This is a genomic window from Bacillus sp. ABP14 (assembly GCF_001831375.1).
GTDB classification, from domain to species: domain Bacteria; phylum Bacillota; class Bacilli; order Bacillales; family Bacillaceae_G; genus Bacillus_A; species Bacillus_A paranthracis.
In genome coordinates, this window is record NZ_CP017016.1 from 865,194 (window position 1) to 887,560 (window position 22,367).

Genomic DNA, 22,367 nt, shown 5'->3' on the forward strand with positions numbered 1-22,367 from the left:
TTTTTCCTTTTTGTTTGATTATGAAGAAAAAGGATAAACTAAATAAGAACATTTTCATTGAAAAATTGTTCAAGATTGCATACAATCAATATAGTTTTTAAATTCCTATCAGAATACTTGGAGGATTACCATCATGAAGAAATTATTTTCAGTGCTTGCAGTAACTACATTAGCGATCGGGATTGTAGCCGGCTGCGGTAAAGAAGAGAAAAAAGATACAGCTAGTCAAGACGCGTTACAAAAGATTAAACAAAGCGGTGAACTTGTAATTGGTACAGAAGGTACATACCCACCATTTACGTTCCACGATTCAAGCAATAAATTAACTGGATTTGACGTTGAACTATCAGAAGAAGTTGCAAAACGTTTAGGCGTAAAACCTGTATTTAAAGAAACGCAATGGGATAGCTTACTTGCTGGTTTAGATGCAAAACGTTTCGATATGGTTGCAAACGAAGTTGGTATTCGTGAAGACCGTCAAAAGAAATATGACTTCTCTAAACCGTATGTTTCATCTTCAGCGGCATTAGTTATCGCAAAAGATAAAGATAAACCTGCTACATTTGCTGATGTAAAAGGATTAAAAGGAGCACAATCTTTAACAAGTAACTATGCGGATATCGCTAAGAAAAATGGTGCGGAAATCGTTGGTGTAGAAGGATTTAGCCAAGCAGCAGAACTATTAGCTTCAGGACGCGTTGATTTCACAATCAATGATAAATTATCAGTGTTAAATTATTTAGAAACGAAAAAAGATGCGAAAATTAAAATTGTAGATACAGAAAAAGAAGCTTCAGAAAGTGGATTCTTATTCCGTAAAGGTAGCACTAAGCTTGTACAAGAAGTAGATAAAGCGTTAGAAGATATGAAAAAAGACGGTACGTATGACAAAATAACGAAAAAATGGTTCGGTGAAAATGTATCTAAGTAGTGCATTGGTTTCAGATCGATTGTCTACTTGGGTAGATATTATGCAGTCTTCCTTCATGCCGATGCTGAAGGAAGCTGTTTTTACGACAATTCCATTAACGCTCATTACATTTATTATCGGTCTTATACTTGCGACGTTAACGGCGCTTGCACGTATTTCAGGTAGTCGTATTTTACAATGGATTGCTCGTATCTATGTATCTATCATTCGCGGAACGCCACTTCTTGTACAGTTATTTATCATTTTCTATGGTCTCCCAACTCTTAATATTGAAGTTGAGCCATATACAGCAGCAGTTGTTGGATTTTCATTAAATGTCGGTGCGTATGCATCTGAAATTATTCGTGCTTCTATCCTTTCCATTCCGAAAGGGCAGTGGGAAGCAGCTTACACAATTGGGATGACATATCCGCAAGCGTTAAAACGAGTTATTTTACCACAAGCAACGCGCGTATCAATTCCGCCGCTTTCGAATACATTTATTAGCTTAGTGAAAGATACTTCATTAGCATCGTTAATTTTAGTAACAGAAATGTTCCGAAAAGCGCAGGAAATTGCGGCAATGAACTATGAGTTTTTAATTGTTTATTTTGAAGCAGGTCTTATTTATTGGGTTATTTGTTTCTTATTATCAATCGTACAACAGATGTTAGAAAAGCGTTCAGAACGCTATACATTAAAATAATCCTTTTACAAAAGGAGTTTTTGTTTTTATGATTTCAATTCAGCACTTACAAAAAAGTTTCGGAGATAATACCGTACTAAAGCATATAGATTTAACAGTTGAGAAGGGCGAGGTTGTTGTTATTATCGGGCCGTCTGGATCTGGTAAAACGACATTCCTGCGTTGCCTTAACGTATTAGAAACGCCAAACGCTGGTAATATTCGTATCGGTAATAAAGAGCTTAACTTCTCTCAAAAAGTAACGAAGAAAGATATTGTCAATCTTCGTACGCAAACAGGTATGGTATTCCAGCACCATAATTTATTCCCGCATTTAACAGCACTTCAAAATGTAATGGAAGGGCTCGTTACAGTGAAAAAGATGGGGAAAGAAGAAGCGAAGAAAAAAGCAAACTATTTCCTTGAAAAAGTGGGCCTAGCAGATAAAGTAGACTTATATCCGTTCCAATTATCAGGCGGACAACAACAGCGCGTTGGAATTGCACGCGCGCTTGCGATGGAGCCGGAAGTGTTACTATTTGATGAGCCGACGTCAGCGCTTGATCCTGAACTCGTTCAAGAAGTTCTGAAGGTCATGAAAGAGCTTGCTAAAGAAGGCATGACAATGGTCATTGTAACGCATGAAATGCGTTTTGCACATCAAATTGCGAACCGTGTTATTTTCATGGATGGCGGTGTCGTTGTCGAACAAGGTACACCAGAAGATGTATTTACAAATCCAAAAGAAGAACGTACGAAGAAGTTTTTACAAATGTTGCAATAAAGTGAAACTTTAATCAGTGGGGGTTTTCTTCATCCCCCACTGATTATTAGTTGAACCAATCGGACTTTTATGGGCAGTTGATCCCCCACCTAACTTCTTCGCTTTCGCTGAATTTTGAGGTGGGGGTCTTACTGCCCATTAAAGCGGGATAAATGAAGGAAGGTCTCAAGGCATATGCCTTGAGACCTTTTTGCCATATATATTTATTTGTGGAATCCGCCAAGGCTTTGCTCAGCCATTGCAACTAGACGTTTTGTGATTTCGCCACCAACAGAACCGTTAGCACGAGCTGTAGAATCTGCTCCTAATTGTACACCAAATTCTTGAGCGATTTCGTACTTCATTTGGTCGATTGCAGCTGTTGCTCCTGGTACTACTAATTGATTTGAAGAATTTTGGTTTGCCATAGGAATATATCCTCCTTAGAGTTATAAAAATTTTTTTGGTTGGACTAGCTGGAGTTGAACCAGATTATCGCCCCGTTTGGCGCTAATCCATCGGTAATTAAGTTTGTACTCATAGTATGGATGTTACCTAGAAAGATATACGAAATAATAATTTGTAAATTTTGTAAAAAAAACTTAGTGATTTCGTAAATTATGAAATAAGAGTAATCGTTTTATTTTTTAGAAAGAAGGTAAAACTAAGAGCGATATGAAATATATTTTTCTTTTTGTATCCTGCTAATTTGAGGAGAATGTAAGTAAGAATGGGGCAAGCTGCTCCTATACGTAGCTAGATACAATTATATGGAGGAATCGTGATGGGAATTTGCCCGCTTTGCAACGCATTAGAATCACAAACATATTCTTGTCAAAATTGCCAAAGTATACTCCAAGATTATGGGAAGGCTGTAGATTACATAGACGATTATAGTGCGTATATGGACCAAGAATTATTAAGTGCAGTAGATGGATTGACACATAATAATTCAAATGAATATTGCAATCATATTTTTTATTGCGGAGTATGTAACGTGGAAACAGAAGTTGTCGTAAAACTTGTGTAAATAGAAAACTTCCACCTTATGAATGAGGTGGAAGTTTTTGTTTTTGTATTTGTGAGTGAATCATAGGGGACGGGATATGCTCGTTGTTTGAGGAAGTCTCTGATTTTATTTGAGACATTTTTTCTTTTGTATCGCGCAAAGAATGTTCAGTTAAGTAGATGGCATATTCGTAAAATAATTGGCGCGTTAGTTCACTTTGTTCTTTTAACTTGGCATCTTGGAATACAGTTCGCCCTGGTTTAGAGTTTGCTTCAAAGAGCCATGGGTTTTCCTGTGTGTCTAAACCGATATCAAAACCGATTTCTCCGATATTTCCGGTTACTTGTTCATCGAGCGCGTAACTAATTTGTAAGGCGGTATGTTTTAACTTATTTTCAATTTGAACTTGTTTCGTTGAATCTGGAAAAAGTTCTTGCAGCAATTTTGTATCGCCACCGCTATTTACATGCGTTGTTAAGCTACCTTTGCCAGCAATTTTTGCCACGATTGCACTGACCATCCATTGGCCGAAATGATTTTTATTTGTATGAATGCGGAAATCAACAGGTTGCCCATCGAAGCGTAGCAAGGAGATACCTTGTTGTACGATAAACTTTTTTAAATCATGTCCTTTTAACACATGGTTCAGAAGTGTTTCTAATGATTGGTACTTTCTTAGTTTATTTTCTTCATTTTCGCGATAACGACAGTAGTAGCAATTCTCTGTTTGGGAATAAAATATTTGATGAATGTTTCTACCGAAGCTACCATGAATCGGTTTCATATAAATGGATTTATACGTTCCGAGAAATCGTTCCACTTGTTCGAAGTGCTGAAATGTTTCTGTGTTTGGTAATAATGGCATAATGGATTCATCTTTCATAAGAAGTTGATGCACTTCCCATTTATTAAAAAAACCTGGGTTAAACCATGGAATCGCATAGTCATGCTCTAGCTTTCTTTTTGCTCTTACGATCGGTTTATAATTTTCGGCTTTCCGATTTGGTAATCGATCGTAAATGACATTCGGTAAAGGGACTTTTTTCTTTATCCATTTTTCCTCTTGAAAGAAATACCCTTCAATTGTTTCGTCTTCCCAGTCTATATGTTGCACACCAAAAACGAATACAAATGGTCGTAAGGTGAATGGTGGCGTTAGTAACTCGCCAAGAGAAGTTGAACGGTTCCCTAAAGGATTAGAAGCGTCATCGTTAAAACCAGTCGTGAAAATCCCGATTAATGGTCCGAAAATAATCGTTTGGTTTTGTGTGAATGCATGGATAGTAGTGGAATGAGGCAGTAAAAGTTTCTCTGCAATTTGTTTTCCAATAATGATTTCGCGAGTAAAGGAATAATGAATTTTTACCTCTTCACTTGCAACATGGCGTAGGCCGAAGGAAAGGGATGTAATTGGTGGTGTGATGGAAAAAATATAAGGTAAAGTAATACTATTTGGATGTTCATCTGAAATATTTAACGTATATATGTGCTCTTTCAAAATAGACTTACCCCCTTTCTTTATGGTGTAAAGCGACTAAATTGTAATGGTCCGTGATATATTTTTTTGGCTAATGAATCACTATGGCGAATGTAATGTTCGTACGGGGGAATCGTGTTGACATACATAAGCCAAATTGCCCCTTTTTGATCCATAATAGTGGAAAGCTCTAGCTCGAATAATGAAGAATAAGATGCATCTAGCGTTTGAAACACTTCATTTATAATGTCTTGTAAAGCGTCTTGTAACAATTGTACACCGGTACTAGATAGTACGTATTTAATTTTTGAAAATGCATGCAGCGAGGAATCATCGGTTGCCGATAGTAAAAGTTGCTTCGGAAATGAACTTTTTTGTATAAACTGACCGATAACGTTCCACTTCTGTTCTTTATTTTTTTGTAAAATGGTTCGAATATGGAGTGGGTATGTTAATTGATTTGGAGGTTGCAGCATTGTATGCGTGATGTAACGTGCTGATCGTATATGAGATTTGTACCAAGATATAAATTCATCAGTCCGTTTAATTGGAGTAGAAGTATGGTAGGCATCATTTATCGTATCAACATGAAACGTTTTATTTTTATAAACGACCCGGTACAAACTTTCATTGGAATGTGCGTTAGTAGGACGTATAATAATATCTTTTGTTTTTAATAACAGTTTGAAAACGTTGTGTATCGTTGCTATTTCAAATTTTGGTATATAAGGAGATAATTTTTTATTCGTGAGAAATACATCATGTAGTTTGCTTAAGTCAATGAGTGTGTTATTTAAAAAGGTAGTGGAAGGACGATTGTGTAATGAGCGAATAATTGACTTTGCTTTTTCGACGTCTGTTTCCTCGTTAAAAGAAGAACGATCATATATATAAGAAGGAATAGGGAATATTTGCTCTTTCCATTTTCCTGTATCCGTATCATAAATCAGACCAGAAATAAGATCTGTTTTAGGATCAATACCAAATGGCGTAAACTGGGCAACGACATTATGATAAAGCCGAGCGCGTTTAGCGATTTCGGTGTAATACGTTTGCTCATAATGAGGGTGAGAAGTTAAAATACCGAGAACCAACGAAATCACTCCTTTACTAACAAAATGTTGGCATAATAGGCGAAGCTATATATTGCAAATACGTTTTTATACCATTATACTTTTGTCCGTATGATGATATGCTATAGTTTTGGAGAAGCGAAAGGTTGATTGTAATGAATATATGGTTAAGTATGTTAACGACGACAGGGCTCGGAGCAATTATTGGAGGATTTACAAATCATTTAGCGATAAAAATGTTATTTCGTCCTCATCGTCCTATGTATATTGGGAAGTTCCAAGTGCCATTTACACCAGGATTAATTCCGAAGCGCCGCGATGAGCTTGCTGTTCAATTAGGGAGAATGGTTGTAGAACATTTGTTAACGCCAGAAGGAATCGGCAAGAAGTTAACAAATGAAGAGTTTCAAAAAGGTTTAATCCACTGGGCGCAAGTAGAAGTGGATAAAGTAATTACGAATGAACAGTCACTGCGACACATGTTAGAAAAATGGGACGTAGCGCATGTAGAAAAAGAAGCAACTGAGAAAATCGAACAGGTGATTACAGAAAAGATTCAGGCATTTTTAGAAGAGTACTATACATATACATGGGAACAAGCTTTACCTCATTCTGTTCATGAGAAAATAGAGAATGCGATTCCAAATGTTTCGGCATTTATTTTAGGGCGAGCAACTCAGTTTTTTGAGAGTGAAGAAGGTAAAGCACGTCTTTCAAAAATGATTGATGATTTCTTTGCTTCTAGGGGAACGCTACTTAACTTAGTCGGAATGTTTTTAGGGAATGTAAGTGTAGTGGATCGTGTGCAGCCTGAGGTTATTAAGTTTTTAGGGCAAGATGGCACAAAGCAGCTTTTAACGGATGTACTGCAAAAAGAGTGGGAGAAGTTAAAAGGAAGAGATGTAAAAGAATTAGAAACGTTTGTAGAAAAAGAAATGATTGTAAGCTCTATATTGTCAGCAGTTAAAGTTGAGGAAACTGTGAGTAAATTTTTAAACCAATCTGTGCAGCAAGTATGTGAGCCAGTTCGGGAAACAATTATTGAAAAGATAGTCCCAGGTGTAGTAACGAAAGGTTTGGAGTGGGGGGCAGAAAACGTAGAAAGTATACTACATAATCTCCACTTAGCGGAAATTGTCCAACAAGAAGTGTCTACATTTTCAACGGAGAGACTAGAAGATTTAGTTCTGTCCATTACAAAAAATGAACTAAAAATGATCACGTATTTAGGTGCCTTATTAGGCGGAGTGATTGGAATCGTGCAAGGGGTATTACTGTTGTTTCTGAAATAATAAAATACGTACATACAAATAAAAGTGAAATTTCTTCACATCTCTTGCATAGTTTGATATGGTAAGAAGAGGTGCGTATGTAAATGCACGTAAAAGGCAGTGCGTATGAAAAGCGCTAGCCTTCTAAAGGAGGAAAAATAAAATGACAAAAAACATTCATGATGTAGCATATGAATTACAAAAAGCAATCGCTGAAAACGATGACTTCAAAACTTTAAAAGAGAGCTACGCAGCAGTTCAAGCTGATGCAGCTTCAAAGAACTTATTCGATGAGTTCCGCACAATGCAACTTAGCCTACAACAAAAAATGATGCAAGGCCAAGAAATTACTGAAGAAGACAACCAACAAGCACAAGAAGTTGTAGTTCGCATTCAACAAGATGCTAAAATTACAAAGTTAATGGAAACTGAGCAACGCCTAAACGTTGTAATCGGTGATGTTAACAAAATTATCATGAAGCCACTTGAAGAATTATATAGCGCGCAACAACAAGCGTAATGAGAGAAGACGCCCTAGTATAGGGGCGTCTTTTTTGTTTGTTATTTTTTGAAATACTCCGTTTCAATATTCTTCTCCTTCAAAAACTTTTCAATCTCTTTTTGCTTTCTTCCATTCACTTTCTCAAAGCGCTTTGTAAAAGAAAAATCGGTTTTGAACAAGTTACCATCTTGGGCGAGTTTGTCTAGTTCTTGCTCTAATTCTACTGAAAGTGCCGTAGACGCTGAAATGTAATCATGAATTTCCTTCGAAGGCTGTTTATAATCATGAGGGATCGTATTGTTATTAATAAAATTAAGGAAATTCGCATCGTTTTGTTGTGCTAAATCTACTAGTTGTTTTAATTTCTCCCGGTCAGATTCCGTTGCATTCTCGTCAGACATGGCTGACGAGAATGCAACGATGTTTTCGTATAACTCTCCGCTATAATCTAAATACGTTTTTATATTTTGTTTCATTTCATCTTCGTTAATCGTTTCATTCTTTTTGGAGGAAGTGAATATAGTTTCAGGAATTTTAATCGTAACATCTTTAATAGATTGTACATCGTTTTCTTCCTTAGGTTCTGCACTGTTTGAACAAGCTGATAGAAATAACATTGTAAGTAGCATGAGTGAATATAAAGTATATTTCTTCATTTTAGTCTCCTTTTACATTCATTAGTGTCTTTGTAAAATAGCTATATTCCATTTCAAATACTTTACTAAAAGTGCATATAGATGTTTTATCATTTGATAACATATGACGGATATGAGTAAACCGACGCAAAAAGCGATAAACACATTATAAACATCGGAGTAACTAATTTGATGAAACCCCTTAAAAAATCCTAACCCTATTAATAAAATAGGGGAAATGATTAATACTGGAGTGGCAATGATAAGTGCTAGAATAATCGGTAATAAAAAGAGTAGTACGAAAAAGGCGACAAAGATAAAGGCAAAGTTTAAAACACTTAAGCTCATAACAGAAAATAGTGCAGTTATCATATTTTTGAAGCTGCGTTTCTTGTCAGCATTGCTTATTGCATAGGAAACATTCAGTTCTTTCGCGATCATTTTAGGGTTTCCTAGTTTTCTAGCAATTTCTTCTTCACATTTTCCGTCTTGTTTACCACTACTAAAATGAGTTTCATATTCTGAAATAATATCCTCCTTTTCTGAATTAGGTATATTCCGTAGGTAGGAACTAAGTTGGCTTAAAAACTCACTTTTGTTCATTGCGATCACTTCCCTTTATAAAATAATGAATTATAGCTGAGAATCCGCTCTTTGTTGAGAGGGGGATATACTAACTACGAATGTTATTCCAATTAATGGGTGTTCCAATATTTACAAATATATCATTTAGTAGTGTTCTTTGCAAGGTACTATTATTTTTAAAATACTGTGATGAGATGGAAGTTTTTTAGATTTTTTCGAGAAAATATAAAAATATTATTTTAGGATAAATAAAGGGTTGTAAGCGCATTCCTTAATGAGCGTCATAAAACTGTCAAATTCATATCATTGGAAAAATAATGCATTTGTAATATAATGATAAATAATACTTCACCACGTTAATTAACAAGGTGAAATTAAAATCTTTATTACACAAATTATGAAACAAAGGAATGATTAGTTTGAGTACAGGTGTAAAAGCAAACGACGTGAAGACAAAAACAAAAGGAGCAGATCTTGTTGTTGATTGTTTAATTAAACAAGGTGTTACACATGTTTTCGGTATTCCAGGAGCGAAGATTGACTCTGTATTTGATGTACTGCAAGAAAGAGGACCAGAGTTAATTGTTTGTCGTCATGAACAAAATGCAGCATTTATGGCAGCTGCGATTGGTAGATTAACAGGAAAACCGGGCGTATGTCTTGTAACTTCAGGACCAGGGACATCAAATTTAGCGACAGGTCTTGTTACTGCGAATGCGGAGAGTGATCCCGTTGTTGCTTTAGCTGGTGCAGTTCCGCGTACAGATCGATTAAAACGTACGCACCAATCTATGGATAATGCTGCACTATTCGAACCAATCACAAAATATAGCGTAGAAGTAGAGCATCCTGATAATGTGCCAGAAGCATTATCAAATGCATTTCGAAGTGCGACTTCCACAAATCCAGGCGCTACTTTAGTAAGTCTTCCGCAAGACGTTATGACTGCGGAAACGAATGTAGAGTCTATCGGTGCGCTTTCTAAGCCACAGCTTGGAATCGCTCCCACACATGATATTACATACGTAGTAGAAAAAATAAAAGGAGCGAAATTGCCGGTTATTTTACTCGGTATGAGAGCAAGCACAAATGAAGTGACGAAAGCTGTTCGTGAATTAATTGCGGATACAGAACTTCCTGTCGTTGAAACATATCAAGCAGCTGGTGCGATTTCACGTGAATTAGAAGATCATTTCTTCGGCCGCGTTGGATTATTCCGTAACCAACCAGGTGATATTTTACTAGAAGAAGCGGACCTTGTTATTTCTATCGGTTATGACCCAATTGAGTATGATCCGAAATTCTGGAATAAACTTGGGGACAGAACAATTATTCATCTTGATGACCATCAAGCAGATATCGACCACGATTACCAACCAGAGCGTGAATTAATTGGTGATATCGCTTTAACTGTAAATAGCATCGCGGAGAAATTACCGAAACTTGTATTAAGTACGAAATCAGAAGCAGTGTTAGAACGATTACGCGCGAAATTATCAGAACAAGCAGAAGTTCCAAATCGTGCTTCAGAAGGTGTTACACATCCGCTTCAAGTCATTCGTACACTTCGTTCTTTAATTAGTGATGATACAACTGTTACGTGTGACATCGGCTCCCATTACATTTGGATGGCAAGATGTTTCCGTTCTTATGAACCACGTAGATTATTATTTAGTAACGGTATGCAAACGTTAGGTGTTGCACTTCCTTGGGCAATTGCTGCTACTTTAGTAGAACCAGGTAAGAAAGTAGTTTCCGTATCAGGTGACGGTGGTTTCTTATTCTCAGCGATGGAATTAGAAACAGCGGTACGTTTAAATTCTCCAATTGTACATCTTGTATGGAGAGACGGTACGTATGATATGGTTGCGTTCCAACAAATGATGAAATACGGTAGAACATCAGCTACAGAGTTCGGTGATGTTGATATTGTAAAATATGCAGAAAGTTTCGGTGCGACAGGTCTTCGCGTTAACAAGCCTGATGAATTAGAAGGTGTATTAAAAGAAGCACTAGCAGCAGACGGCCCTGTCATTATTGATATTCCAATCGATTACCGTGACAACATTAAATTAAGCGAAAAATTATTACCAAATCAATTAAACTAATGGAGGCAGATTTGAGATGACGGTTGCGCAATTAATTGATATTGATGCAAAAAGAACGAAAACGAGTAATGAAGTATATCAAACATCTACAATGCTTGCGCTATTAGATGGTATATATGATGGTGTGATTAGCTTTGAAGATTTGAAAAAACATGGTGATTTCGGTATCGGCACATTTGATCAATTAGATGGTGAAATGATTGCGTTTGATAACGAATTTTATCATTTACGTTCAGACGGTTCAGCAGAAAAAGTAGAGCCAGAAGAAACAACACCATTTGCGACTGTAACGTTTTTTGAAAAAGAAATGAGTTATACGATAGAGCGTCCGATGAATCGTGAAGAAGTGGAAGCATTATTACATGAATTAATGCCGAGTAAAAACTTATTTTACGGTATTCGAATGGATGGTACATTCCGCGAAGTAAGAACGAGAACTGTTCCAAAACAAGAAAAACCGTATACACCGCTCGTTGAAGTGACGAAATCACAACCAATCTTTTCCTTTAAAAATACAGAAGGAACGCTTGCTGGATTTTGGACACCAGATTATGCGCAAGGTATTGGTGTAGCTGGTTTCCACTTACATTATATTGATGATGAAAGAAGCGGAGGCGGACATGTTTTCGATTATGTTGTTGAAAACTGTACGATCCAAATTTGTCAAAAAGCTCATATGCATTTAGCACTTCCAGAAACAGCTGACTTCATGGCAGCTGAATTATCTAGAGAAAACTTAGAGGATAATATTGCGACTGCGGAAGGTGCAGAGTAAAAGGAGAAGACTGTTCCGCTTTGGAACAGTCTTCTTTTATTTGTCGGTAAGTCGATATCGTTTATCCCGCTTTAATGGGCAGTAAGATCCCCACCTCCAAATTCAGCGAAAGCAAAGAAGTTAGGCGGGGGATCAACTGCCCATAAAAGTCCGATTGGTGAGGGCTGATAATCAGTGGGGGATGAAGACCCTCCCCACTGATTAAAGTTTCACTTTATTTCTTTGAAACAAACGGATGCCCCTCATAATAAAAACGCCACGGATAATGTACAGCTTCTTCTGCATAGTCAATGTTAATACGAGATCCGGCTGTTATTTTGTATTGTGAGGACATGTGTTCTTCTTCTCGGACGAGTTCAATATGTAATGTGTCACTTTGTAATGAGACGCCTCGTTCTTCTAAAGTAATGCCGAGTGCACGGCATAGTTTGCCAGGTCCGTTCGTTAAATTTTTATACTGCGTTTTTGTAATGTCTGTTTTGTTGTAGCGTGCTAGTTTTATTTCTTCTATTCCATCTACCGGTTCAAGAGCTCGAATGAGAACACCTTGCGGGGTGCCCACTGGTGCTGTAATGACGTTGAAACAATGGTACATACCGTAAATTAAATATACGTAAGCATGTCCTGGTGCGCCAAACATGACTTCCGTGCGATCAGTCCGTCTGCCGCCGTAACTATGTGCGGCCTTATCATCGGGACCTTTGTATGCTTCTACTTCAACAATGATTCCACTTCGTTTTATTCCATCTACAATATGAACAAGTTTCTGTCCGAGTAATTTTTTTGCGACTTCTAACGTATCGCCTTCATAAAAGGAAGGAGGTGCCTGCATTGTACTATCTCCTTTACTGAGTGTATATGTATATAGTAAACCAAATTTTCAGTAGAAATTCTAACTCGTTCTATTTGCTACATTTATTTCATAAATTATGGATAGAGTACAACAGCGAAGAGGGGGAGTGCGACATGATTTATCGCTTACTAGCACTTAACATAGATGGGACACTACTATACAACAACGGAAAAATTGCAAAAGGACTAAGAGAAACAATTGAATTTGTAAAAAGAAAAGACGTATACGTTACATTATTTACGAGCCGTAATTTTCAGTCCGCTCATAAAGTAGCAAAGGCGTTAAAATTAGATTCTATATTAGTGACACACGGTGGTGCTTTCGTTTCAGCAACGTTAGATAAGCCGTACGTTCAAAGAAGATTATCGGAAGAGAAGACATTTAACATTGTGCAAGTATTAGAGCATTTTGACTGTAACGTCCGCATTTCTCATGAACGGTTTTCAATCGGAAATCGCGAGAGAAATACACCAAACTTAATTGCGCGTACTGTGTTATCGAGTGCTGATCCGTTATTTTATCCAGTTCAATTTGTAGATTCGTTAGGTGATGCGCTTCGTGATCATCCAGTCGCGGCGCCAAAAATTGATGTTCTTTTCCAAACGAAAGGTGAAAAAGAAAGAGGACTGAATACATTAAGAAAAGCGTTTCAAGATATAGAGTATATTAAATGTGATTCAAAACGAATAGAAATTTTGCCACAAAATGTATCAAAATTACGTGGATTACAATTGCTTGGAGAGCATTTAAATATTTCGCTAAACGAAATGGTTGCCATTGGAGATAGCATGGAAGATTTAGAGGTTATTGAAAATGTGGGTCTCGGGGTAGCGATGGGGAACGCGCCTGTAGAGGTAAAACAAGCGGCCGACTGGATTACACGTTCAAATAGTGAGAACGGCGTAGAGTATATGATTAAAGAACATTTCCGCAAGCAATTCCCGCTTCCGTTTTTGAAGAATCATAAAAATACACCGAAACGATAAAGGAAAAACGTAGCTTTTTGGCTACGTTTTTTTATTGGCTTTATTTTAGAAATGAAAGCGTTCTACAAAGGTGAATTGTGTCTGAAATCTATACAATTCACTTGAATCCTTTAGAAAACTGTTGTAAAGTGGATGATGTTGCCAAAATAGTTACACCATATGAAATATTCTCCAGATTAATTTTATTGAGCTCCATATGCAAAAATACTTCCGCATGATAGTTTGGTTCACGTATTATCTCAAAAATGAATTGTAGTAATTTTATTGATCAGTTGTAGAGTTTCTTGTTTTTATTTAAATGGATGATTTTAAGTTATTGTGAGTAAGCCTTGGTACATATGAAAGGTGCTTTTTTGTTTGGTTTTAGGAAGTTTAAAAGGGGGAATGAATTTCTTGAGGAAATCATTTAATCAAAAAATAAAAAAATTAAGTAGTAGTTTTATAGTTGTGTTACTAGTATGTATGAATTTTTTAATCCATTTACCATATAAAGCAGAGGCAGCTACAACAGAATTAAAAGGTTTAGGTGATGTATCTTATTACAATGCAATCATTTTTGGAGATCATAGTGCAACGAGTGCGGATATTGAGGGCGCGATGGCTGTTCAAAAAAATATGAATGCATCAAGTTATACAGTCTTAGCGGCTGCAACAGGAGCAAACAACTTAGCTGGAGCAACGTGGGTAGAGGAAGGGTATCCATCATTATTACTAGGTGGTCAATTTACGAAGGCGGGAACAGGACAAGTAATTATCCAAGATGGAACAGTGGCTATGACAAAAGATGGTGACCCAGAAGGTGCAATGAAATCATCATATGACCGTATCTCTTATAAAGAGCAAGCGGAGATTGATGCTAAATTTAAAGAGTTTAGAAAAGACATTAATAGTGTAATTGAGGATGCGGGTCAATTACATACTGATAAACCAAAACCGGGTATGACCTTTGGAATCGGTGAAGATGTAAAGAATTCTAATATTTACGTTTCTTCAGGACAAAATGGAAAGAAAACATTTGATGTAACAGACGTTTTTCTTCCGAATGTAAGTAATAAAGACTTTATTGTTATTCATTCAGATGCAGAAGAAGTTAATTTTGGTGGCGGTGCAATCCTGTATGATACAACAGATAAGGGCGGGTTCACATTAGTTAATACATCTCAAGCATATGACCCTAATTCCTTTTTTACTGAGTTAGCTAGTAAAGTCATCTGGGTGTTCCCTAATGCTAAAAAGATAACAACTAAAGGATATGGTGTAGTAGGAAGTGTATTTGCGCCTAATGCAGTTGTAGAGACAAAGGGTGGCTCTATTAACGGACAAGCCTTTGTTGGTGGATTACACCAAAGAGATGGATTTGAGGTTCATAATTTTAAATTTAACTGGCCAAAGTGGAAAAAGCCGGCAGCTGAAAAAGGAAATTTACAGATTAAAAAAGTTGATGAAAACGATGAAAACATTGTTTTAAAAGACGCAAAATTTGATGTTATAGACAAAGATAATAATGTTGTGGCTACTGTTACAACAAACGAAAAGGGTATTGCGGAAGTTAAAGATTTACCATTTGGTGATTATTTTGTAAAAGAAATTAGTGCACCAGAAGGATATATAAAAGTTGATACACCAGAAAAAGTAACAATTGATAATACAAACATAATTGAATTTGTTATGAAGAATACGAAAAAAGTAGAAAATGGTCAATTTAAATTATTGAAAAAAGATAGTGAATCTGGTCAACTTTTACCAGGTGCAAAATTTGATGTTATAGATAAAGATGGGAACGTTGTCGAAACAATTATTACAGATGGTAAAGGTGAAGCTTTATCAAAACAACTTCCAGTTGGAACATATACATTAAAAGAAGTTGAAGCACCAAAAGGTTACGAACTATCATCTAGTTTAGTTCATGTTGATGTAGCTGCTAATAAAACAGTGACTGTAGATGTGTTGAATAAAAAGGTTGTTGAAAAGGCTACAGGTCAATTTGAAATCGTAAAAGTAGATGCAGAAGATAAAGCGAAAGTATTGTCAGACGCAGAATTTGAAGTGTACAAAGATGGTAAAAAAGTAGAGACGTTACGAACAGATAAAACTGGTAAAGTAATCTCTCAGAAATTAGAACCAGGAACATACACATTAAAAGAAACGAAAGCACCGCAAGGATATAAGTTGTTAAAAGAAGAAATTGAAGTCGTTGTGGAAGCAAACAAAGTAGTAGAAGTACAAGTAGAAAACGCAAAAGAACTAGGAAGCTTACAAGTAATCAAAAAGGATGCAGAGAGTGGAAAGGTTCTAGAAGGTGCAGAATTTAAGCTGAAGAATGAAACTGGTCAAGTAGTTGGAGAGGCGAAAACAACGAATAAAAATGGTGTAGTAACATTCGAAAACTTAGTGCCAGGAAAGCATACGTTAGAAGAAACGAAAGCGCCAGAAGGCTATAAAGCGTTAGAAGTGACGGTAGAAGTAAATGTTGTTGCAAATACAGTAATAAAGCAAGAAGTATTAAATGAAAAAGTGAAAGAAAAAATTAAAGGTCAAGTAGAAATTACAAAGGTAGATGCTACTGATACAAATAAAAAATTAGCAGGCGCAGTGTTTGAAATTTTGAAAGATGGAACAAAAATAGAAACATTAACAACAGATAAAAATGGTGAAGCAACTTCGAAAGAACTAGAGCCAGGAGATTATATTTTAAAAGAAGTTCAGGCACCAGAAGGTTATGAGTTATCTGATAAGGAAATTGAATTTACGATTTCTAATCAAAAAATTGAAGTAGTAAAACTTCAAATTACAAATGAAAAAGAAACAAGCAAAGGTCCAGAGAATCCAGGTGGAGAAACAGAAACACCAGGTGGAGAAACAGAAACACCAGGTGAAGAAACAGAGAAACCAGGTGAAGAAACAGAAAAGCCAGGTGAAGAAACAGAAACACCAGGCGAAGAAACAGAAACACCAGGTGAAGAAACAGAAACACCAGGTGGAGAAACAGAAACACCAGGTGGAGAAACAGAGAAACCAGGTGAAGAAATAGAGAAGCCAGGCGAAGAAACAGAAACACCAGGCGAAGAAACAGAGAAACACCAGGCGAAGAAACAGAGAAACCAGGTGAAGAAATAGAGAAGCCAGGTGAAGGAATGGAAAACGTAGATAAAGGAAAACCTACCTTACCAGAAAAAGGACAAGGTGCGTCTCATGCACAACTTCCAGCTACAGGACATGATATGAATTATCTATCATTCATTGGTTTTGCTCTTATTTTATTAGGAATACGTCTTAGATTTATGATTAAAAATAGTTAATAGTTTTATAAAAGGCATAAGAGAATTGTTATCTCTTATGCCTTTTAGTTTTTTTGTTTAAGCTTCAATAACTTTAAGCATTCGATTTAAAAATGCGGCTGCTTCAGCACGTGTTGCTGTGCCTTTTGGTACGAATTCATTTCGTTCGTTACCTTTTACAATTCCGTATGCATAAACGTTTTGTAATGCTTTTTTATCGTATGCTAAGTGTTGGTCAGTGAATGGTAATTTCACTTCTTTTCTATAAATCCAGTTATATTCTAATGCACGGTCAATCATAATAACAGCTTCATCACGTGTTATTGTAGCATTGGGATCAAATTTATTATTCCCACGACCATTAATGATACCTGCGCTAGCGGCGCGGTTAATTCCATCTATTAAAGATGGGTGTGCTTCGTTTAAGTCTGTAAATGTAGCGTTTCCAGCAGGTAATTTTAAAGCTCTCGACATTAAATTTGCAAACTCAGCTCGTGTTACGAGGCGGTTTGGCCAGTAAGAACCATTGCCGTCACCGAACATGATTTTTCTAGCAGCTAATTGACGAATATCTTGCTCATACCAACCACCTGTAATGTCGTCTTTTTCATGAGGGACTTCTGGCGGGGGAACAACCTCTTTATGATGTTCATTATAGTAAGCATTCGTGCCCTTTAAGAAAGCATCCCATTGTCCACGTTGAATCATAAATGCAGGGCAGTTTTTTCCGCTCCAAAATTGATGCTTTTGAACGTGATCTAGGGGGATATTTAATTCGTTCATTAAGTAAGCAGCTAATTTTCGGGCATTTTCTACCGCTTTCGTATAATTTCCATCACTATTCACAGCAATTTCAATTCCGATAGATTCATAGTTTCCAGTTTTATTTCCAGCATGCCATCCAACTTCATTTAGTGGAAGATGTTGATAAATTTCTTGGTCATCTACTGTAAAATGCCAAGACGCTGAACGATCAGTATTTCCACGAGCTTGATTATCTAAGTACTTCGCATGGTTTAAAGCGTTCGCACCTTTACTTGTATTAGCAGTTTCATGAATTGTAATGTATTTCGGTTCCATTGCGTAGCCAGGACGAATGTTTTCATTTCCTTTTGGAACAATCATTTCTTTAAATGTAACACCATAAACGTTATTTGTAGGCAAATTAGATGGTGTTTTGAAGAAAGTTGCGCTTCTCTTTTCGATAGCACTTGTTTTTTCAAATAATGATGCTTTCGTACCGTCGAATGTAGCTGAAGGAGCATAAATCCATTTCTCAGTTCCGTTCATTTGAATGTTAAACCAATTCCCAGCTTGTTCAGTAGGAGTTACTGTTTGTGGCTGTAATTTCGTTTCTTCTTTAAACGATTGGAAAGGGAAGGAATATACTGATGCTTCTTCTGTTACAATTAGTTTTTGATTCGAGAGTTTATGAATCTCTTGTACTTCTAAACTATTATTTCCCTTATTAACCCAGCCAGCACCAGATGTAGTTTGAACGTAATAGGCATTATTTTTTTTCTTTGTTGCCTTTACTACTGGTTCAGTAATTTCAATATTTGTTTTCGTTTTTAAGTCATTTGAATCGTATAGTGGAAGTTTTGTTGATAAGTGGAGAAGATATTCACCCGAGATTTCAAGGTTGTTTTCTTCGTCATGTCTATGCTGTTTTGCATGTTCTTCAATGCTTTTTAAAGCTTGCTCATCCGTAGACAATTCCGCAGTTTTCTCTATGCTTTCCGCGAATGAATGGGTAGGTGCTACAAATGTTTGTAATGCCAAAGATATTGTTAAAATGTTGTAAAGCTTTTTTTTCATAGTTGTTTTAACACGTGATAGTCTTTATGTCGTGTTAAGAGTCCTCCTTTATATGTATTTAAATTAGTAGCAAGTACTAATACGTTCTAGATTGTAACAAGAGTATATTCTAATGTCTATACAACTAGAGAAAGTTCGTTAAAAATCAATATTCAGTTTGTTTTAAATAGGATATGAAAATAAGGTAAAACCTTCTGTATTGACCTGCAAACGCCCTTCAAGTAAACTAAAGAGAGTTTGCAAATGAAAAGGTGATAATGTTGTTAATTTCAATTAAAACGTTACAAGATGATCGTTTTTTACGTCCGCTGCAAAATATTAGCGGCTTATTTTTTGAAGATAGTACGATTGGATTTGAACAAGAGGAAGCAAATCTTATCGTTGATATACACATTGAAGAGAACGTGAAAGCATCAGCTCGTTTAACAGATGTTGCGACTGGAAATGTGTATGAAGAAACATTCGCAAAAGATTTATCTGCTTTTACAGATGAAAAAGAGCGTATGAAGCAAGTGAAGCACGTTGTTTCTTATGTATATCTTTCTGTTCTTCAGCAGTTAACTGGCATTGAACAAAGCTGGGGTATTTTAACTGGAGTTCGTCCAACGAAACTTCTTCATAAAATGCTTCAAAATGGTATGTCAAAAGAAGAAGCACACCAAGAACTTCGTGAAAGTTATTTAATTCATGAAGAGAAAATTGAACTTCTTCAACGTATTGTTGACTGCCAATTAGCGGTAGTTCCGGATTTATATCGTTTGAAAGAGGAAGTAAGTATTTATATCGGTATTCCATTCTGCCCAACAAAATGTGCATATTGTACATTCCCAGCGTATGCAATTAACGGACGTCAAGGTTCTGTTGATTCATTCTTAGGTGGTTTACATTATGAAGTTCGTGAAATTGGTAAGTTTTTAAAAGAAAAAGGTGTAAAAGTTACGACGATTTATTACGGCGGCGGTACACCGACAAGTATTACAGCAGAAGAGATGGATATGCTGTATGAAGAAATGTATGAAGCGTTCCCAGATGTGAAAAATGTGCGTGAAGTAACAGTTGAGGCAGGTCGCCCAGATACAATTACGCCAGCGAAGCTAGAAGTGTTAAATAAATGGAATATTGACCGTATTAGTATTAATCCGCAGTCATACCATCAAGAAACATTAAAAGCAATTGGACGTCATCATACTGTAGAAGAAACGATTGAGAAGTATCATTTAGCTCGTGAAATGGGAATGAATAATATTAATATGGATTTAATTATTGGTCTTCCTGGTGAAGGGTTAGATATTTTCAAGCATACGCTAGATGAAACAGAAAAGTTAATGCCAGAATCATTAACAGTTCATACGTTATCATTTAAACGTGCTTCTGAAATGACGCAAAACAAACGTAAATATAAAGTAGCAGGTCGCGAAGAAATTACAGCGATGATGCACGAAGCAGAAGAGTGGACGCAAAAGCATAATTACGTACCATATTACCTATATCGTCAAAAAAATATTTTAGGTAATTTAGAGAACGTTGGTTATGCAATGCCGACGCAAGAAAGTATTTACAACATTGTCATTATGGAAGAAGTACAATCAATTATCGGACTTGGTTGTGGTGCATCAAGTAAATTTGTTCATCCGAAAACGGGAGCAATTACGCACTTTGCGAATCCGAAAGATCCAAAATCATATAACGATGGCTTCGTAAAATATACAGAAGATAAACTGAAAATTTTAGAAGAGCTATTTGCATAAAAAGAAAGAGGTTATTCCGAGTCGGAATAACCTCTTACTTATATTGTCAGTTTTTGTCGGTAAGTCGATATATTCGAACAATCGCCGATATAACTCAAGTTGCGCCGATATATTTTGAAAATCGCTGATATAATTCAAGTTGCGCCGATATATCCGGAAAATCGCCGATATAATTTCACTTACCGCCAAAAGCGGAACTGTTTGTAAAACTATGTCGATAATAATCAGAAAAATTAGTCAAATCATTAAAGGACAATGTCTACTTATGGACGAAATGATAGATTTATGAAAGAGAAAAGGGGGAAATTGTTGGCATGTACATGACGATAGGGAGAATTTTCGATTTATCTGTTGGTAAGTATCCGAATAAAGAGGCGTTAGTGGAACCAGAAAAAAATATTCGCTGGACGTATAAACAGTGGGATGAGCAAATAAATAAAACGGCGCATGCTCTATTAGAAGAAGGGGTAAGAAAGGGCGATACTGTATCTGTTTACTTATATAATTGCCGTGAATTTGTAAACGTTTACTTAGCCTGTGCAAAAATTGGAGCGATCTTTAACCCGATCAATTTCCGCTTAAAAGCAAAAGAAGTATCTTATATTCTTCAGGATGCATCCTCGAAAGTCGTTGTTTTTGAAAAAGCAGTTGAATCAACTGTCGCTATCATTGAACGAGATTTTCCAAATTCGTCTTTTTGGTATGTAGAAGACGATACACCTTCTTATGCAAGTTCCTACCATGAAAAAGTGAATGCAGCATCTTCTAAGAAAATAGATATCGAAATTAATGAAATGGATTATTGTTCTATGCTGTATACGAGCGGTACGACAGGTCATCCGAAAGGTGTATTACATCGTCATCGCGAAATGGCTGAGCATAGTATGATTTGTACGTATTTCCTAAAATATAATCGAGATAGTATTGGGCTTGTTGTAGCACCGCTATATCATTGCGGTGAGTTGAATGCTGGAATTATACCGCGCATTCAAGTTGGTGGAAAGAATGTTATTTTACATCATTTTGACACAGAAACAGTATTACATACAATTCAAGAAGAGAAGATTACGACGTTTTTTGCAGCGCCGACGATGTGGAATATGTTGTTGCAAAAAGATTTAACGAAGTACGATTTAACTTCGATGAAGATTGGTATATACGGCGGAGCAGCGATGGCTCCAGCGTTAGTGAAGGAATGTAAAGAACGTCTTTATATTGATCTTGTACAAATTTATGGAATGACAGAAATGGGACCAGTTGTAGCGTTTCTTGTAGAAGAAGATCAAATTACGAAAGCAGGCTCAGCAGGAACACCGTGCTTTAGTCATGAAATTCGAATTGTGAAACCGAATGAAGATGCACCAGCAGAACCAGATGATGTATTGCCTCCTTATGAAGTAGGAGAGATTATTTTACGCGGTCCAACTATGATGGCTGGTTATCATAACCGAGAAGAGGCAAATGCAAAATCGATGTATAAAGGGTGGTATCACTCTGGTGATTTAGGTTACTTCGATAAAGACGGCTATTTATTCGTCGCAGATCGCGTGGATGATATGGTGATTAGTGGCGGCGTTAATATTTATCCACGTGAAATTGAAGATTTCCTTCATAGTCATCCTGGTATATTAGATGTTGCGGTGCTTGGTGAGCCGGATGAATTATGGGGAGAACGTGTTGTGGCAGTTGTTGTGAAGAAAGATGAAACAATTACAGAGGCTGATTTAGAAACGTATTGTAAAGAAAGTGATGAATTAGCGGATTATAAACGTCCACGTCATTATTTATTTGTGGATGAACTTCCTCGTAATGCAAGTGGGAAATTACAGAAGTTTGTGCTTAGAGAGTCTTTAAAAGGGGCAAAAAAATAGAAAGTGGGGGATGCCCACTT

The 22,367-nt window shown here is 36.5% G+C and carries 20 protein-coding genes; 13 read left to right on the forward strand and 7 right to left on the reverse strand.

The genetic code is table 11. The features are described from left to right. Nucleotides 1–133 precede the first annotated feature (133 nt). The 3 genes from BGI23_RS04500 to BGI23_RS04510 are packed head-to-tail and all read left to right on the forward strand — an operon-like array spanning nt 134 to nt 2,379. On the forward strand, nt 134–931 hold the full coding sequence (locus BGI23_RS04500; protein ID WP_000732860.1) for an amino acid ABC transporter substrate-binding protein: 798 nt from the start codon (nt 134–136) through the stop codon (nt 929–931). Continuing rightward, nucleotides 918–1,616, forward strand: coding sequence for an amino acid ABC transporter permease (locus BGI23_RS04505; protein ID WP_000281503.1), 699 nt, complete (start codon nt 918–920; stop codon nt 1,614–1,616). The genes BGI23_RS04500 and BGI23_RS04505 overlap by 14 nt, the downstream gene beginning before the upstream one ends. A 28-nt stretch (nt 1,617–1,644) precedes the next feature. Then, nucleotides 1,645–2,379: an amino acid ABC transporter ATP-binding protein gene (locus tag BGI23_RS04510; RefSeq protein WP_000623609.1), complete on the forward strand. Its 735-nt coding sequence runs from the start codon at nt 1,645–1,647 to the stop codon at nt 2,377–2,379. 203 nt (nt 2,380–2,582) lie between these two features. Here the strand turns inward: BGI23_RS04510 and sasP are convergent, their stop codons facing one another. After that, a complete protein-coding gene (gene sasP, locus BGI23_RS04515; protein WP_000013338.1) occupies nt 2,583–2,786 on the reverse strand; it encodes a small acid-soluble spore protein, SasP family in 204 nt (67 codons plus the stop codon). Between the two features lie 356 nt (nt 2,787–3,142). Here sasP and BGI23_RS04520 point away from each other — a divergent pair, with 356 nt between their 5' ends. Further along, nucleotides 3,143–3,388, forward strand: a complete 246-nt coding sequence (locus BGI23_RS04520; RefSeq protein WP_000510468.1) for a hypothetical protein — start codon at nt 3,143–3,145, stop codon at nt 3,386–3,388. Between the two features lie 16 nt (nt 3,389–3,404). On the opposite strand, the gene BGI23_RS04525 is transcribed toward BGI23_RS04520, so the two are convergent. Both BGI23_RS04525 and BGI23_RS04530 read right to left on the reverse strand, forming a co-directional pair. Next, complete coding sequence (locus tag BGI23_RS04525; protein WP_070805324.1) at nt 3,405–4,865, reverse strand: YheC/YheD family endospore coat-associated protein; 1,461 nt, start codon at nt 4,863–4,865, stop codon at nt 3,405–3,407. 20 nt (nt 4,866–4,885) lie between these two features. Then, the gene (locus tag BGI23_RS04530) at nt 4,886–5,938 is read right to left on the reverse strand and encodes a YheC/YheD family protein (protein WP_070805325.1); all 1,053 of its coding nucleotides are present in this window, start codon (nt 5,936–5,938) and stop codon (nt 4,886–4,888) included. 134 nt (nt 5,939–6,072) lie between these two features. Between BGI23_RS04530 and BGI23_RS04535 the strand changes: the two genes are divergently transcribed. Beyond that, on the forward strand, nt 6,073–7,209 hold the full coding sequence (locus BGI23_RS04535) for a DUF445 domain-containing protein (protein ID WP_157441021.1): 1,137 nt from the start codon (nt 6,073–6,075) through the stop codon (nt 7,207–7,209). Between the two features lie 142 nt (nt 7,210–7,351). Next, nucleotides 7,352–7,708, forward strand: a complete 357-nt coding sequence (locus BGI23_RS04540) for a YlbF/YmcA family competence regulator (RefSeq protein WP_000164606.1) — start codon at nt 7,352–7,354, stop codon at nt 7,706–7,708. A gap of 41 nt (nt 7,709–7,749) precedes the next feature. On the opposite strand, the gene BGI23_RS04545 is transcribed toward BGI23_RS04540, so the two are convergent. Together BGI23_RS04545 and BGI23_RS04550 are read right to left on the reverse strand one after the other, a co-directional pair. Then, nucleotides 7,750–8,346, reverse strand: coding sequence for an NDxxF motif lipoprotein (locus BGI23_RS04545; RefSeq protein ID WP_070805327.1), 597 nt, complete (start codon nt 8,344–8,346; stop codon nt 7,750–7,752). A 21-nt stretch (nt 8,347–8,367) separates the two neighbouring features. Next, nucleotides 8,368–8,928, reverse strand: a complete 561-nt coding sequence (locus tag BGI23_RS04550) for a DUF1700 domain-containing protein (protein WP_070805328.1) — start codon at nt 8,926–8,928, stop codon at nt 8,368–8,370. 401 nt (nt 8,929–9,329) lie between these two features. Here BGI23_RS04550 and alsS point away from each other — a divergent pair, with 401 nt between their 5' ends. Further along, nucleotides 9,330–11,018 carry an acetolactate synthase AlsS gene (gene alsS / locus BGI23_RS04555; protein ID WP_070805329.1) on the forward strand — a complete coding sequence of 563 codons (1,689 nt, stop codon included), beginning with the start codon at nt 9,330–9,332 and terminating at the stop codon, nt 11,016–11,018. Between the two features lie 16 nt (nt 11,019–11,034). After that, entirely contained in the window at nt 11,035–11,793 is a 759-nt protein-coding gene (gene alsD / locus BGI23_RS04560; protein WP_070805330.1) for an alpha-acetolactate decarboxylase, read from the forward strand. Between the two features lie 214 nt (nt 11,794–12,007). Here the strand turns inward: alsD and BGI23_RS04565 are convergent, their stop codons facing one another. After that, nucleotides 12,008–12,625: a DNA-3-methyladenine glycosylase gene (locus tag BGI23_RS04565; protein ID WP_070805331.1), complete on the reverse strand. Its 618-nt coding sequence runs from the start codon at nt 12,623–12,625 to the stop codon at nt 12,008–12,010. A 134-nt stretch (nt 12,626–12,759) separates the two neighbouring features. Between BGI23_RS04565 and BGI23_RS04570 the strand changes: the two genes are divergently transcribed. The 3 genes from BGI23_RS04570 to BGI23_RS29035 all read left to right on the forward strand — a co-directional run bounded on the left by BGI23_RS04570 (nt 12,760) and on the right by BGI23_RS29035 (nt 16,931). Further along, nucleotides 12,760–13,632, forward strand: a complete 873-nt coding sequence (locus BGI23_RS04570; RefSeq protein ID WP_070805332.1) for a Cof-type HAD-IIB family hydrolase — start codon at nt 12,760–12,762, stop codon at nt 13,630–13,632. Between the two features lie 384 nt (nt 13,633–14,016). After that, on the forward strand, nt 14,017–16,749 hold the full coding sequence (locus tag BGI23_RS04575; RefSeq protein ID WP_472926138.1) for an MSCRAMM family protein: 2,733 nt from the start codon (nt 14,017–14,019) through the stop codon (nt 16,747–16,749). Nucleotides 16,750–16,766: 17 nt separating this feature from the next. Then, complete coding sequence (locus tag BGI23_RS29035) at nt 16,767–16,931, forward strand: LPXTG cell wall anchor domain-containing protein (protein WP_472926139.1); 165 nt, start codon at nt 16,767–16,769, stop codon at nt 16,929–16,931. A gap of 57 nt (nt 16,932–16,988) precedes the next feature. On the opposite strand, the gene BGI23_RS28090 is transcribed toward BGI23_RS29035, so the two are convergent. Then, nucleotides 16,989–18,728: an S-layer homology domain-containing protein gene (locus BGI23_RS28090; protein ID WP_070805333.1), complete on the reverse strand. Its 1,740-nt coding sequence runs from the start codon at nt 18,726–18,728 to the stop codon at nt 16,989–16,991. A gap of 257 nt (nt 18,729–18,985) precedes the next feature. Between BGI23_RS28090 and BGI23_RS04585 the strand changes: the two genes are divergently transcribed. Then, nucleotides 18,986–20,476, forward strand: a complete 1,491-nt coding sequence (locus BGI23_RS04585) for a coproporphyrinogen III oxidase (RefSeq protein ID WP_070805334.1) — start codon at nt 18,986–18,988, stop codon at nt 20,474–20,476. A 314-nt stretch (nt 20,477–20,790) separates the two neighbouring features. Next, entirely contained in the window at nt 20,791–22,347 is a 1,557-nt protein-coding gene (locus BGI23_RS04590) for a fatty acid--CoA ligase (RefSeq protein WP_070805335.1), read from the forward strand. Nucleotides 22,348–22,367: the final 20 nt, after the last annotated feature.